Origin of the sequence: Pseudomonas sp. TH21, assembly GCF_016651025.1 — a bacterium.
In the GTDB taxonomy this organism is placed as follows: Bacteria; Pseudomonadota; Gammaproteobacteria; order Pseudomonadales; family Pseudomonadaceae; genus Aquipseudomonas; species Aquipseudomonas aylmerensis.
Map to the genome: position 1 here is coordinate 2,684,910 of NZ_JAEKEQ010000001.1, position 13,195 is coordinate 2,698,104.

Sequence of the window (13,195 nt, forward strand, 5' to 3'; positions counted from 1 at the left end):
GAGTCAGGGTTGGCACTTTTGCGCGAATAGCCCCATCCCCTGCAAAACCTCATCTACTCTGTCTGCATCACAACTACCGGGTGAGGCCCAGGGAAGGGGACTTATCATGATTTCCATCATCGAATTCAACCGCATCATGGCCTCCGGCTTCCTGCCGCTTGCGTGCGATTGCACGGTGAACAGCGACGGTTCGCTGCGCATCAGCGTGTTCGAGCCAGTGTCCGGACGCGTCGACCTGCTGCTGACGCGCGTGTCCCCCGAGGGTCTGGACAGCATCCGTTCCATCGCAAACCTGATCGGCGAACTGCGCACCGAGCTCAAGGCCGGGCGCCGTGGATTTGCGGCGGTCAGTTAGCTGTCGACGGTGTGGCTGGGCGTGTCGAGCGCGCCGTAGTAGCGCCAGCAGCAATGGCGGTGCTCCGGCAGGATCACGCAACCGCTGAGGCTGACGATCAGCAGGGCGGCAACCAGCATGGTAAGGCGACGGTACATGGTGTTTCCTCTTGGTTTTACCTGCGTTAATCCTTCAACGCGGCCACCCGCGTAAATCCGTCGCGAAGCTTTCAGAAATTTCATCAAGCCCTCTCATCCCCTGCGCAATACTGCTGGCGAGCACTGCCCGAAAATAAATCCGCGCGGCCGGCGACGGATTTTTTGCGCACCCGCCGTTCAACCCATCAGCAACCCGCACTTTCGCCGGTTGCATGAAGGAGTTGCCATGAGACCCCTGGCCAAATTGCGTTTTGCCTTGCTTGCTCCGCTGGCCCTCGCCGCGTTTGTGAGCACCCCGACTTTTGCCCAGACCGAAATCATCATCCAGCAGGCACCCCCGCCGCAGCGTGTGGAAGTGATTCCCGCCCAGCGCCCCGGCTACGCCTGGGACCGAGGCCACTGGCGCTGGGAAGGGCGCGGCTACGGTTGGGTGCCGGGTCACTGGCAGCCGGTGATGCGCAATGCGCGTTGGGAGCCCGGCCACTGGGAAGCCCATGGTCCGAACTGGTACTGGCGCGAAGGGCATTGGATCCGCTGAAACTTGACCCTTGGCCCCGAGAACTACCCGATTGAAAGACACTGATCCGGACGTTGAACTGCTGGCGCGTATCGGCAATAACGAACCTGCCGCCGTCAACGAAATGGTGACGCGCAAGCTCCCGCGTTTGCTGGCGCTCGCCAGTCGGATCCTCGGCGATGCCGATGAGGCCAAGGACGTGGCCCAGGAAAGCTTCCTGCGCATCTGGCGACAGGCGGCCAACTGGCGCAGTGGCGAGGCGCGTTTTGACACCTGGTTGCACCGGGTCGCGCTCAACCTGTGTCACGACCGCCTGCGCCGGCGCAAGGAGCGCCCGCTGAGCGACGAGGACACGGCAGAACTGGCGGACAGTGCGCCGCCACCGGATGAACAGCTAGAAACCCTGGACCGCAGTGCCCGCATGGCCGCCGCGTTGGCGGCCTTGCCCGAACGCCAGCGCGAAGCCATCGTGCTGCAGTACTACCAGGAGCTGTCGAATATCGACGCCGCGGCCCTGATGAATATCAGCGTCGAGGCACTGGAGAGCCTGCTGTCGCGGGCCCGACGCCAGTTGCGCAGTCAACTTGCCGACACACCCGGGCTTGCCCGCCCAGGAAGGGGAAAATCATGACACCCGAACGCTTTGCTTATCTGGCCGACGTGTACGGGGCGGACCTGCAGCGCTGGCCCGACACCGAACAGCGCGCCGCCCAGGCGTTGCTCGACAGCGGCAATCTGCATGCGCGCGACGCCCTGCAGCAGGCGCGCTGGCTCGACCATCAGTTGGACAGCCATCAACTCGCGTTGCCCGACCCGGCGCTGGTGCGGCAGATACGTCAATCCGCGCCACGCTCATTCTGGTCACGCTACGCCAGCTGGTTATCGCCCGCCGGCCTGGTCGGCGTGGGCATCGCCGGCATCGTCACCGGGATGCTGGTGGCGTCCATGAGCGTGCCGTTGCCCATGTTGTCATCCGAAGTGCTGCCCAGCGTCTTCGACCAGGGCGACGCCGAAGTCGTCTTCACCGTCAACGCTGAGGAAACCGAGCAATGACCGTCAGATCCCTTAAACCGTGGTTGTTCGTTTCGGTGTTGCTCAATGTGTTCTTGATCGGCGGGGTCGGCGGTGGCCTTTACCACTGGATGGCCAGCGCCAAACCGGCGCAAGTGCTGGTCAACCAGCACGGCCTGCGCCAGGCCATGATCAAGCTGCCACCTGAGCGGCGCAGGGAACTGCGCCAGTTGCTGCGACGCAACAGTGCCGACAGCCAGCCGTTGATCATGGCCGGACGTGAGGCGCGCATGGGGGTGATCAAGCAGCTGGAGGCACCCACGCTGGACCATGAAGTGTTGGTGGCCGAGTTGGCCAAGGCGCGCGAGGCGGATGCGGCGCTAAGGGCGTTGGTGGATGGCACCCTGGCGCAGTTTGCCGGGACCTTGCCGCAGGATGAACGGCAGAAACTGGTGGAGGCGTTGTACCTGCGCGGGCAGGAGCGGGGGAAGAAGCCTCGGTCTTGAGTCCATATCCGTTGCTGCGGTCGCGGTTGCCATGGGTTGCGCTTTTACAGCGGGTCACTTTGGAAAGGAGCCGGAATGCCGGCCCAGCCCAACGTAACCCAAGGGCTCGCATGGCGACCACGGTCAACCTTTAGAAGCTGGCTTGTCGGCGATGCCGGCACCTGGGTGTTACGCCCAGCCAGGTTCTAAGATTTTATGTAGTGAGCGGGTTGACTTACAGGCGTTTGCCCACCAGCACTTCCTGCTCTCGCTCTGCGCTGTTGACGTTCACCGTGCGGGCGAGGCTCACGCTGTTGCCTTCAAACACACATTTCACCCGATCCCTGAATGCGGTCTGCGGATAGATCCAGGTCATCTCCAGCGTCTTTTGATCCAACCAGCGGGCACCGGCCACGATCTGTGCGTGGTTGAATTCATAACCATGGTGCAACGCACGACCCGGCATGCTGGTGAGGCCCGTGAGCCAGTGGTCGATGCCGATCTGCAAGCGATGGGTGGCCTGGCTGTCGGTCAGTTCGAAGGTGAGTACATGGCCTGTAAACGCGAACGACAGTTGGCGCACGCCAAGCCCGTTTTCGGCCATGGCAAATACGCGCATCGAATCCTCGGGCGCTGGGCAGTCTGAAACCAATAGAGGCTGCTCAGCCATGCTCGCCAGCCGTTGCTCCAGCCGTGCATCGGCTTCGGGTTTCACGCTGCAATCCTCGCTGAAGGCTGCGGGAAAATAACGCTCGATAAACGGCACGATCTCTGCCGAGTTTTTCATCCCACCTACCAGCACCAAGGTTGCGTTGTGTTCGCGGTACACCGCGGCCATCTGCACGAACACCCCCAGCGCACTGAAGGCTGGGCGCGGTTTCATCATCCAGTGGTAGCCGTAGCGGCTGTCGGGGCCGCCCTGGGGTTGGGTAGCGGCCTGGACCCACGCCGCCGGCAATACCTGCAGGCCGTTCCAGACACCGTTCTGGGCATGCAATACCGCCAGTTTCAGCGCCGCCGACACGGGGGCGGTAAGGCCGTTGCCGCCGGGGTTCACGCCGTCCGGGCCGATGTCCCAGGTTTCATTGTAAATATCCAAGGGGATGAACAGGCGCGGCTTGAGGTAGTCGTGCAGGGTTTGGCCGGTGACGCGGTTGATCAGCGCCGAGAGCATGTAGCTGGCCGCGCTGGTGTACACGTATTCGCTGCCCGGCGCGTAGGCCAGGGGGATCTTGAAGAATTCGGCGATCCAGCTGGTGCTGATGCTGCGCCACACTGAGCCGGAGGTGTTGCTGGCGTGCCCGGTGCGCATGGTCAGCAGGTGTTCGACAGTCATGTCGGCCAGGCGCGGGTCGGCGTTCGCGGGGACTTCATCGGGGAAGAAACTCACCAGCCGATCATCGAGATTGAGCAAGCCTTCTTGGATGGCCAGGCCGATGGCGCAGCCGGTAAAACTCTTGGCCATGGAGTGCAGCACGCGTGGCTCATTGGGGTCTACCGGCCAGGTCCAGCCTTCGGCAACCACGTGGCCGTGGCGGTGCAGCATGAAGCCGTGCAGGTCGAGGTCGGCGGCCTTGACCGCATCGAGAAACGCGATCAAACGGTCGGGGTCAATGCCAAGGCTGCTGGCGCTGGCGCGGGGCAGACCATCGTAGGAAGTCAGGGGCATGAAAAGGCTCGGCAAGGGTGGCGATCAACGGCTGCGGTGTACCAGCCGGGAATAGGAAATCAGCATGCTGGTGAGTTCCTGGCTGACCCCGGTGAGGGGCGCTGAACGGCGGCTGATCAGGCACACATCACGGGGCGCCAGGGGTTCTTCGATGGCGATGGTGGTGAGTGCGCTGGAAAACAGCTTCATCCCCGGCAGCATGCGCGGTTCGATGGTCAGGTAGTCGGTTTCCGAGACGATGTGCAGGGTTTCCAGCAGCGAGTCGGTGGTAATCGCGATCTTCGGCGGCGCCAGGCCCTGGGTGCGGAACAGCTGGACCAGGCGGTTTTCCGCGCCACCGATGACACCGGTGGAGCGCACGCTGATCCATTGGCAGTCCACCAGTTCCCGCACCGATCTGGCCTGGCCCAACGGATGGCCCTTGCGCGCGATAATGCCGGCGCTGGAGCTGTAGAGACGGTCGATGGACAGGTCGATATCGGTGACATTCGGTGCCAGCGGGCACAGTACGAAATCCAGGCGACCATCGCGGACCTTTTCGACCAGGCCCTTGGTGGTGCCGCTGGCCACGTGCACCTGGATGCGCGGGAAGCGTTGGGTGAAGTTGCTCAGCACCGGCACCAGCAGCTCGGCCAGGGGCTCGGAGGTCACGCCCAGGTCGATATGGCCTTCGGGCTCGCCTTTCCAGGGTTGCAGGTCGAGCAGCGCGCGTTCGCAATCGAGGGTGATGGAACGGGCGCGCACCAGGAACACTTCGCCAGCCGACGTCAGGTTGATGCCTTGGTTCGAGCGTTGCAGCAAGACCACGCCGAGTTCTTTTTCGAGGGTCTGGATCGATTGGGTCAGGGTGCTTTGTGCCACGTCCAACTGGCGCGCGGCAGAGCGGAAACTGCCTTTTTCGACCACGGCACAGAACGCACGAAGATGGGTGAGTGTCATGAAGGACGGCCTCGGGTTTGAGCATTTGAACCATTGAATACCCGCCAGCTTATCTGATGCCTCCAGGTGCGCACAGATCGGTTTGGCCGATCAGGTTCATTATTTTTGAACGCGCGCAAACAGCTCCGGGCCCTGATATTTCGGTAGGCTGGGGGCAGGTTGTGAACGGCTCGGTAGGTGATCGGAAAAGCCGAGCCTGATCACCTGGAGCGTTCTTCTCAAGCTTGCCGCGTGAAGAATAAGATCGGTCCAGGAACATTCGCCGACCGTGACGGCGACTAAAACAACAACAACTATCCAGGTGTTCGGCCGTGCCTCTTTTTGGGTCCTGCCAGCGTCCGAACCCCAAGCGTAAGGATCATTTAAGGTGCATTTATCCATGAACAAGACTTTAATCCTGGCAGGCGCTTTGTCTGCGGCGCTGGCGGGTACTGCCCACGCCGAAAGTGTGTTGAAGGTGGCGCTCAACGCCGATATCCGCAGCACCGACCCCGGTGTCAACCGTGACACCAACTCCGACGCGGTGATCATGCACCTCACCGAAGGGCTGGTGGCCTTTCGTGAAGACGCCACCGTCGGCCCGCTGCTGGCCAAGGACGTGCAGGTGTCCGACGACGGCCTGCGCTACACCTTCCACCTGCGCGACGGGGTGAAGTTCCAGAATGGCAAGGCGCTGACTTCCGCTGACGTGCTGTGGACCTGGAAGCGCTTCCTCGACCCCAAGACCCAATGGCGCTGCGCGCCTGAATTCGATGGCCATGGTGGCGCCAAGATCGTCGACATGAGCGCCCCGGACCCACTCACCGTGGTGTTCACCCTCGACAAGCCCAATGGCCTGTTCCTTACCAGTACCGCACTGCCGGAGTGTGGCGGCAGCGGCATCCTCTCCTCGGACTCGCTCAACGCCGATGGCAGCTGGAAAGCCCCGGTCGGCACCGGCCCGTTCAAGCTGGGCGAGTGGAAGCCCGGTCAATACGTCGAACTGCTGCGTAACCCCAACTACAGCGCCCGCGATGAACAACAGCCCGATGGCTACACCGGCAACAAATCCACCACCCTCGACCGCGTGCGCCTGCTGGTGATCCCGGACCCGGCCGCCGCCAAAGCCGCCTTGCTGTCGAAAAACGTCGACTTGCTGATCGACGTCACCCCGCTGGACGCCACCGAACTGGCGGCCAACCCCGGCGTGCGTGTGACCTCCAGCGGCACCATGTCGGTCAACGCCTTGCTGTTCCAGACCCGCGACCCGTTGCTCAAGGATGTGCGCCTGCGCCAGGCCATCGCCCATGCCCTGGATTCGGCGCAAATCGTCGAAGCCCTCACCGGGGGGCGTTCCAAGGCCAACAACTCGATGGTCGCCAGCGGCAGTCATTACCACACGGCCATCGAAGACCAGGGCTACACCTTCGACCCGGCCAAGACCGCGCAGTTGTTGCGTGAGGCTGGCTACAAGGGCGAGCCGATCAAACTGATCGTCAACAAACGCTACGCCGCGATTTTCGACATGGGCGTATTCGTGCAGGCCATGGCCAAGGCCAGCGGCATCAACCTGGAGCTGGAGACCCTGGAGTGGGGCACGCAACTGGAGCGCTACCAGAGCGGCAACTACCAGATGATGGCGTTCCCGTACTCCGAGCGCCTCGACCCGGCCCTGAGTTTCGATTCGATGACCGGCGACAAAGACAAGGAAGCCCGCAAGGTCTGGGACAACCCCCAGGCCCGTGAATGGCTGCGTGAAGCCCAGCGCGAAGGCGACATTACCAAGCGCCAGGCATTGTTCGATCAACTGCACCAACAGATGATCAAGGATGTGCCGATGATCCCGATGTACAACGGCAACGCGATTGCCGCCAGCCGTGACTACGTCAAGGGCCTGCGCACTTGGCCGGTGTCCAAGCCGCGCCTGTGGACCGTCAGCGTCCCTGCTTCCGGGAGCAATTGAGGATGTTTCGTTTTATCTCCCAACGCCTGGCGATGTCTGTCCCGACCTTGCTGCTGATCTCGCTGATGGTGTTCGCGATCATCCGCCTGGTGCCTGGTGACCCGGCCCTGCTGATGCTGGGCGACATGGCCGACGCCCATAGCCTGGAGGTCGCGCGTGCGTCCCTGGGCCTGGACCAGCCGCTGCCAGTGCAGTTTGTAATCTGGTTGAAGGCGGTGCTCAGCGGCGACCTTGGGCATTCGATCACCACCAATGAGGCGGTGCTACCGTTGATCCTCGATCGCTTCCAGGTGAGTGCCGGGATTGTGTTGGTGTCGGTGTTGCTGGCTGCCTTGATTGCGGTGCCGGCCGGCTTGCTGTCGGCGTGGAAGCAGGACAGTGCACTGGACTTTGGCGTGGTGTCGACCGCCACGCTGCTGCTGTCGATCCCCAGTTTCTGGCTCGGCCTGCTGTTGCTGTATGCGTTTGGCATCAAGCTGGGCTGGTTGCCGGTGGTGGGTTACGTGTCGTTCGGCCAGTCACCGTGGCAGGCCTTGAGTTTCATCGTGTTGCCGATCGTTACCCTGACCCTGGTGGAGCTGGGTGCAATCACCCGCATGGCGCGGGCAAGTGCCATCGAGGTGTTGCGCCTGGAGTACATCACCCATGCCCGCGCCAAGGGCCTGTCGGAACGTGCGGTGCTGTGGCGCCATGCGTTGCGCAACTCGTTTGCACCGACCCTGACCCTTATCGGCCTGATCCTCGGCAACCTGCTCAGCGGCATTGCCGTGCTGGAAACCGTGTTCACCCTGCCGGGCATCGGCCGCCTGATGGTCGATGCCATCTACGCCCGTGACTACCCGGTGCTGCAGGGCTGCCTGCTGCTGGTGACCTTTGTCTATGTGCTGGTCAACCTGTTGGTGGACCTGCTGTACCCGCTCTTCGACCCCAGGGTTAAGTTATGAATAAGCCACTGCCTGTTGCACCCGAGGTGCTACTGCCTGCACCGGTGCGTGCCCCCAGGGCCTGGCGCGTGCCGCCGTTGAATGCGCTGATCGGTGCGTTCCTGTTGGGCTTGCTATTGATCATGGCCGCGCTCGGCCTGGTATGGACGCCCCATGATCCGCTGGCGCTGAACCTGCTGGCGCGGTTGCAGGCGCCGACCGCCACGCACTGGCTGGGCACCGATGAATACGGTCGCGATGTCTTGAGCCGGTTGATGATCGGCGCGCACACCAGCCTGTGGGTGAGTGTGCTGACGGTGAGCATGGCGATTATCGCCGGCACCTTCCTCGGCTTGCTGGCCGGTTTCCTGCGCGGCTGGGTCGACCGTGGCCTGATGATGATCAACGACGCGCTGCTGGCGTTCCCCGGCATCCTGCTGGCTCTGGGCTTGATGGCGATCATCGGTCCGAGCCTGTACGGCATCGTCTTCGCCCTGAGCCTGGCCTATACGCCGTCGGTGGTGCGGGTGGTGCGCGGCACGGTGTTGTCGCTGCGCGAGAAGGAGTTTGTCGAGGCCTCGCGGGTGATCGGCAACTCCGAGCTGTACACCATGCTGCGCCATATTGCGCCGAACTGCGTGGCGCCGGTGTGCGTGCTGGCCACCAGCATGTTCGGCTGGGCGATCCTCGCGGAAAGCTCCCTGAGCTTCCTCGGCCTGGGCGTGCCGCCACCGGCAGCGACCTGGGGCAACATGCTCGCGGCCAGCCGGCCGTATATCGCCACGGCCAGTTGGCTGGGGCTGTTTCCCGGTGTCTGCATCGCCATGGCGTTGCTGGCGTTCAACCTGTGTGGCGATGCCTTGCGTGACCGCCTTGATCCACGGATGAGTAAATGACCATGACTGATGTATTACTGGCAGTCGATCACCTGAAAATCCGCGTCGGCACCCACGGCCCGCTGGCGGTCAACGACCTGAGCTTCACCATCGCGCCGGGGGAAATCGTCGCGTTGGTGGGCGAGTCCGGCAGCGGCAAGACCATGGCCGCCCGCGCCGCCATCGGCCTGCTGCCGCCACCGCTGCAACACTGCGGCGGCCAGGTGCGGTTCCAGGGCCATGACCTCAACAGCCTCAAGCCCGAGCAACTGCGCCAACTGCGCGGGGCCAAGATCGGCATGGTGTTCCAGGAACCCATGGTGTCGTTGAACCCGTCCATGAGCATCGGCGAGCAAATGGCCGAGGGCCTGCGCCTGCACACCAAGCTCACGGATGCGCAGATCCGCGAACGCAGCCTGGAGATGCTCGGCCATATCGGCATCAAGGACGCCGAACGTTGCCTGGCGGCGTTCCCTCATGAGTTCTCCGGTGGGATGCGCCAACGCATCATGCTCGCTTCGGTGATGCTGCTGCGCCCGGCGCTGCTGATTGCCGACGAACCCACCACGGCCCTGGACTGCTTGGCGCAACTGGACGTGTTGAAGCTGATGCTCGACCTGACCCGCGAGCAGGGCACGGCGATTCTGTTTATCAGCCATGACCTGTCCCTGGTGGCGCGCTACGCCGACAAGGTGGTGGTGATGCGCGAAGGCCGTGCGGTGGAGCAGGGCACCATTGAGCAGATCCTGCTGGCGCCCAAGGCCGAGTACACCCGCCAGTTGCTCGAAGCCTTGCCACGCCGTGGCGTGTTGGCGGACTTGCCCCAGGCCGACGGCCCGCTGCTGACGGTCCGCGACGTGTGCATCGAACACCCTGGCCCGCGCAGCCTGTGGGGCCGCACGCCGTTCAAGCGCGTGGTGCATTCGGCCAACCTCAGCATCGCACCGGGCGAAACCCTGGCGCTGGTGGGCGGCAGCGGCTCCGGCAAGACCACCCTGGGCCGCGCGATTGTCGGCCTGAACAAAGCCTGTGCCGGCGCCATCGAGTTTGAGGGCGTGGACATCCTCAAGTCCGGCAACCGCGAACACCGTTTGCAATGCCAGATGATTTTCCAGGACCCGTATTCGTCCCTCGACCCGCGCATGAAGATCGGCGACATCCTCGCCGAACCGCTGCGCCATGTACCGGGCATGAGCGCCGAGCACAAGCGTGAGCGCGTCACCAGGACGCTGGTGGATATCGGCCTGGCCGAGCAGTTTGTCGACCGCTTCCCGCATCAGTTGTCCGGTGGCCAGCGCCAGCGTGTCGCCATTGGCCGCGCGCTGGTGCGCCACCCACGGTTGGTGATTGCCGACGAGCCGATCTCGGCCCTGGACATGACCATCCAGAAGCAAATCCTGGAGCTGTTCGAACGCCTGCAGGCGCAGTACGGCTTCGCCTGCCTGTTCATCTCCCACGACCTGGCGGCGGTGGAGCGCATCGCCCACCGGGTGGCGGTGATGAGCGAGGGCAGGGTGGTGGAAATGGGCACGCGCGATGAGATCTTCGACCGCCCGCAGCACCCCTATACCCGCAAGCTGCTGGCAGCTGCCAGCCCCTTGGAGAAACTTGAAAACGGTGGCTACCGCATTCGCCAAGGCCCTGTACCGCTAGCGCTGTAACCCAGGACTGACGTCACCCGCCGCGCAAATCGCCGATTTGCGCGAACGGCGAAGCCATGCCCGAAGAACAATAAAAACCCCCAACCATGACACTGCCAGGAGCTTAAAAAATGAAAAAATCCCTGACTCAACTCATCACCGGCGTGGGCGTCGTGAGCAGCGGGTTGATCCCGTTCGCCGCCCATGCAGATTTCATCAAGGACAGCAGCGGTACGCTGGAATTGAAGAACTACTACTTCAACCGTGACTACCGCGAAGAAGCCAGCCAGTCGGTGCGCGCCGAATGGGCCCAGGGCTTTCTGCTGGGGATCAAGTCCGGCTTTACCGAGGGCACGGTAGGTTTTGGCCTGGACGCCATGGGCATGCTCGGCTTGAAGCTCGACTCCAGCCCGGACAAATCCGGCACCGGCTTGCTGCAACGTGACAGCGACAAGCGCGCTTCCGACAGCTACTCCAAGCTCGGCGTGACCGCCAAGGCACGCTTCGCCAAGAGCGAACTGCGCGTGGGCTACCTGGTGCCGGATCTTCCGACCCTGCAACCCAATACCAGCCGCCTGTTCCCGCAGTCGTTCAGTGGCACACAGCTGGTGTCCAATGACATCAGCAACCTCAAGCTCAGCCTCGGTCAGTTGGACCAGGCCAAGGACCGCGATTCCACCAACTACGAAGACATGAAGCTGACCACGGTCAGCAAGGTCTACAAAAGCACGGCCCTGAGCGATCAGTTCCGCTTCGCCGGCGGCGATTATTCGCTGACCCCCAACACGTTGCTCAGCTACCACTACGCCGCGCTCGACAGCATCTACCACCAGCAATACGGCGGCTTCAAGAACAGCTTTGGCCTGGGGCCGGGCAGCCTGAAGACCGACGTGCGCTACTTCAAGGCCGACAAGGACGGCGCTGGCCTCGCGGGTGATGTCGATAACCGCGCCTTGAGTACACGCCTGACCTACCAGTATGGCGGCCACAGCATCGGCGGCGGCTTCCAGCGGCAGTTCGGCACCACGCCGTTCACCTACCTGGATGGTTCGATCAGCTACCTGTTCACCGAGTACCAGTTCACCAACTTCACCCAGACCAAGGAGCGCGCCTGGCACGCTCGCTACGACTACAACTTCGCCGACCTGGGCCTGCCGGGCCTGCTGTTCGGGATCAAGTATGCCAAGGGTGATTCGGCCGAGGTGATCGGCTTCAACGGCGAAGGCCGTGAATGGGAACGCGATCTGGACATCAGCTACGTGGTGCAGACCGGCCCGTTCAAGGGGGTGTCGATGCGTTGGCGCAACGCCCTGGCCAAGGGCAACTTCTACAACGACGTCAACGAGAACCGCGTGCTGCTGGGCTACACCCTGGCGCTCTGGTAAGCGTGTGTCTGAGGCTTAGTTGTGATGAGCGGGGCAAGCCCGCTCATCACACTGTCCCCGATCGGCATCACAACTGATCGGTTTTGCAGATCAAGATAGCCCCGGCCGCCCTTACAGGCGATCACCCGGTCTCGATACTCTTTTCAACAGCATCTTTTCTCCAGAACCATCACTCGAATATCGAGACTCCTGCGTTATGAAACTTAATCAACACCCCTTGCTGCAAGCGACACAAGGTACCCACAGGCACGTGGAAAGCGAGCATTACGGTGCAGTGGGTGCGGGTCGAAAAATCTATATCCAGGCGGCGCTGCATGCCGATGAAACCCCAGCGATGCTGGTGGCTGCGCACCTGCGCCGGCAACTGGCCGCGCTGGAAAATGCCGGCCGCCTGAATGCGCAGATCGTGCTGGTGGCCGTGGCCAACCCGGCCGGTCTGGGCCAATACATCATGGGCGCACCTAGCGGACGCTTCGAGCTGGGCAGTGGGCGCAATTACAACCGTGGTTTCCCGGTGCCATACCCGGAAATCGCCAGCCGGATCGAACACCTGCTCAGCCAGGACATCGACGCCAACCGTGAACTGATCCGCCAAGCCTGGGGCGAATGCCTGCGCGCCGCCCAGCCGATGGACGAATACCAGTCGCTGCAGCAGACCCTGATGCTGCTGGCCCACGATGCCGACATCGTGCTGGACCTGCACTGCTCCCGCGAAGCGGCCATGCACCTCTACACCGGCGAATCGGTGTGGCCGACCATCGAGCCGTTGGCGCGCTACATCGGCGCCGAAGCGACCCTGCTGGCTACCGATTCCCAGGCCAATTCCTTTGATGAAGCGCTCTACCTGCTGTGGGTGAATCTGCGCGAGCGGTTTGGCGAGCGATTCCCGATCCCCGACAGCAGCATCGCCGTGACCGTGGAGCACCGTGGCCAGCGTGATGTGTCGTATGAACTGGCAGACCATGACGCCACTGCGATCATTGATTACCTGACCCACCTGGGCGCCATCGAAGGCACCCCACGACCGTTGCCCGCCTTGCGCAACCCGGCCACGCCGTTGGCGGGCAGTGAGCAGTTCTATGCGTCGAGCGCCGGGGTGCTGGTGCACCGTGCTGCGGTGGGCAGTCGCATTGAAGCGGGGCAGGCGTTGTTCGATATCGTCGATCCCCACAGTGGCAAGACCGTGACGATCAGCAGCCATACCACCGGCGTTTTGTACATGCGCCGCGATGTGCGCTTTGTGAAGCCGGGCGATCCCTTGGGCCGCGTTTCCGGCGCCACGCCGATCCGCAGCGGCAAGCTGCTGAGTGCGTGAAT

Annotated in this window: 14 protein-coding genes; 11 read left to right on the forward strand and 3 right to left on the reverse strand. The window is 62.9% G+C overall.

What is annotated here, in order from left to right; translation table 11 throughout:
• Positions 1-106: 106 nt before the first annotated feature.
• Entirely contained in the window at positions 107-355 is a 249-nt protein-coding gene (locus tag JFU04_RS11830; protein ID WP_201144141.1) for a DUF1652 domain-containing protein, read from the forward strand.
• On the opposite strand, the gene JFU04_RS11835 is transcribed toward JFU04_RS11830, so the two are convergent.
• Entirely contained in the window at positions 352-492 is a 141-nt protein-coding gene (locus JFU04_RS11835) for a hypothetical protein (RefSeq protein WP_162946075.1), read from the reverse strand. The genes JFU04_RS11830 and JFU04_RS11835 overlap by 4 nt on opposite strands.
• 226 nt (positions 493-718) lie before the next feature.
• Between JFU04_RS11835 and JFU04_RS11840 the strand changes: the two genes are divergently transcribed.
• The 4 genes from JFU04_RS11840 to JFU04_RS11855 are packed head-to-tail and all read left to right on the forward strand — an operon-like array spanning position 719 to position 2,526.
• The gene (locus JFU04_RS11840) at positions 719-1,030 is read left to right on the forward strand and encodes a YXWGXW repeat-containing protein (protein WP_106804209.1); all 312 of its coding nucleotides are present in this window, start codon (positions 719-721) and stop codon (positions 1,028-1,030) included.
• A 31-nt stretch (positions 1,031-1,061) separates the two neighbouring features.
• Positions 1,062-1,640 (forward strand): RNA polymerase sigma factor, encoded by a 579-nt coding sequence (locus tag JFU04_RS11845; protein ID WP_201144142.1) that lies wholly within the window; start codon positions 1,062-1,064, stop codon positions 1,638-1,640.
• A complete protein-coding gene (locus tag JFU04_RS11850) occupies positions 1,637-2,062 on the forward strand; it encodes a hypothetical protein (protein ID WP_065906343.1) in 426 nt (141 codons plus the stop codon). Before JFU04_RS11845 ends, JFU04_RS11850 begins: the two co-directional genes overlap by 4 nt.
• The gene (locus tag JFU04_RS11855; protein ID WP_106804206.1) at positions 2,059-2,526 is read left to right on the forward strand and encodes a periplasmic heavy metal sensor; all 468 of its coding nucleotides are present in this window, start codon (positions 2,059-2,061) and stop codon (positions 2,524-2,526) included. Before JFU04_RS11850 ends, JFU04_RS11855 begins: the two co-directional genes overlap by 4 nt.
• A gap of 214 nt (positions 2,527-2,740) precedes the next feature.
• Here JFU04_RS11855 and JFU04_RS11860 read toward each other — a convergent pair whose 3' ends face one another.
• On the reverse strand, positions 2,741-4,174 hold the full coding sequence (locus JFU04_RS11860) for a serine hydrolase domain-containing protein (RefSeq protein ID WP_201144143.1): 1,434 nt from the start codon (positions 4,172-4,174) through the stop codon (positions 2,741-2,743).
• 24 nt (positions 4,175-4,198) lie between these two features.
• Positions 4,199-5,113 (reverse strand): LysR substrate-binding domain-containing protein, encoded by a 915-nt coding sequence (locus tag JFU04_RS11865; RefSeq protein ID WP_065906350.1) that lies wholly within the window; start codon positions 5,111-5,113, stop codon positions 4,199-4,201.
• A 379-nt stretch (positions 5,114-5,492) separates the two neighbouring features.
• Between JFU04_RS11865 and JFU04_RS11870 the strand changes: the two genes are divergently transcribed.
• The 6 genes from JFU04_RS11870 to JFU04_RS11895 all read left to right on the forward strand — a co-directional run bounded on the left by JFU04_RS11870 (position 5,493) and on the right by JFU04_RS11895 (position 13,193).
• A complete protein-coding gene (locus JFU04_RS11870) occupies positions 5,493-7,055 on the forward strand; it encodes an ABC transporter substrate-binding protein (protein WP_201144144.1) in 1,563 nt (520 codons plus the stop codon).
• 2 nt (positions 7,056-7,057) lie between these two features.
• Positions 7,058-7,999 carry an ABC transporter permease gene (locus JFU04_RS11875; protein WP_065906353.1) on the forward strand — a complete coding sequence of 314 codons (942 nt, stop codon included), beginning with the start codon at positions 7,058-7,060 and terminating at the stop codon, positions 7,997-7,999.
• Entirely contained in the window at positions 7,996-8,874 is an 879-nt protein-coding gene (locus JFU04_RS11880) for an ABC transporter permease (protein ID WP_201144145.1), read from the forward strand. Before JFU04_RS11875 ends, JFU04_RS11880 begins: the two co-directional genes overlap by 4 nt.
• Entirely contained in the window at positions 8,871-10,514 is a 1,644-nt protein-coding gene (locus tag JFU04_RS11885) for an ABC transporter ATP-binding protein (protein WP_201144146.1), read from the forward strand. Before JFU04_RS11880 ends, JFU04_RS11885 begins: the two co-directional genes overlap by 4 nt.
• A gap of 110 nt (positions 10,515-10,624) precedes the next feature.
• A complete protein-coding gene (locus tag JFU04_RS11890; protein WP_065906358.1) occupies positions 10,625-11,878 on the forward strand; it encodes an OprD family porin in 1,254 nt (417 codons plus the stop codon).
• A 196-nt stretch (positions 11,879-12,074) separates the two neighbouring features.
• Positions 12,075-13,193, forward strand: a complete 1,119-nt coding sequence (locus tag JFU04_RS11895; protein WP_201144147.1) for a succinylglutamate desuccinylase/aspartoacylase family protein — start codon at positions 12,075-12,077, stop codon at positions 13,191-13,193.
• Positions 13,194-13,195 lie beyond the last annotated feature (2 nt).

Coding starts and splice junctions, on each gene's coding strand:
- JFU04_RS11865 (WP_065906350.1), bottom strand. CDS start 5,113: ATGACACTCACCCATCTTCGTGCGTTCTGTGCCGTGGTCGAAAAAGGC.
- JFU04_RS11855 (WP_106804206.1), top strand. CDS start 2,059: ATGACCGTCAGATCCCTTAAACCGTGGTTGTTCGTTTCGGTGTTGCTC.
- JFU04_RS11850 (WP_065906343.1), top strand. CDS start 1,637: ATGACACCCGAACGCTTTGCTTATCTGGCCGACGTGTACGGGGCGGAC.
- JFU04_RS11895 (WP_201144147.1), top strand. CDS start 12,075: ATGAAACTTAATCAACACCCCTTGCTGCAAGCGACACAAGGTACCCAC.
- JFU04_RS11870 (WP_201144144.1), top strand. CDS start 5,493: ATGAACAAGACTTTAATCCTGGCAGGCGCTTTGTCTGCGGCGCTGGCG.
- JFU04_RS11830 (WP_201144141.1), top strand. CDS start 107: ATGATTTCCATCATCGAATTCAACCGCATCATGGCCTCCGGCTTCCTG.
- JFU04_RS11835 (WP_162946075.1), bottom strand. CDS start 492: ATGTACCGTCGCCTTACCATGCTGGTTGCCGCCCTGCTGATCGTCAGC.
- JFU04_RS11860 (WP_201144143.1), bottom strand. CDS start 4,174: ATGCCCCTGACTTCCTACGATGGTCTGCCCCGCGCCAGCGCCAGCAGC.
- JFU04_RS11880 (WP_201144145.1), top strand. CDS start 7,996: ATGAATAAGCCACTGCCTGTTGCACCCGAGGTGCTACTGCCTGCACCG.
- JFU04_RS11890 (WP_065906358.1), top strand. CDS start 10,625: ATGAAAAAATCCCTGACTCAACTCATCACCGGCGTGGGCGTCGTGAGC.
- JFU04_RS11875 (WP_065906353.1), top strand. CDS start 7,058: ATGTTTCGTTTTATCTCCCAACGCCTGGCGATGTCTGTCCCGACCTTG.
- JFU04_RS11840 (WP_106804209.1), top strand. CDS start 719: ATGAGACCCCTGGCCAAATTGCGTTTTGCCTTGCTTGCTCCGCTGGCC.
- JFU04_RS11885 (WP_201144146.1), top strand. CDS start 8,871: ATGACCATGACTGATGTATTACTGGCAGTCGATCACCTGAAAATCCGC.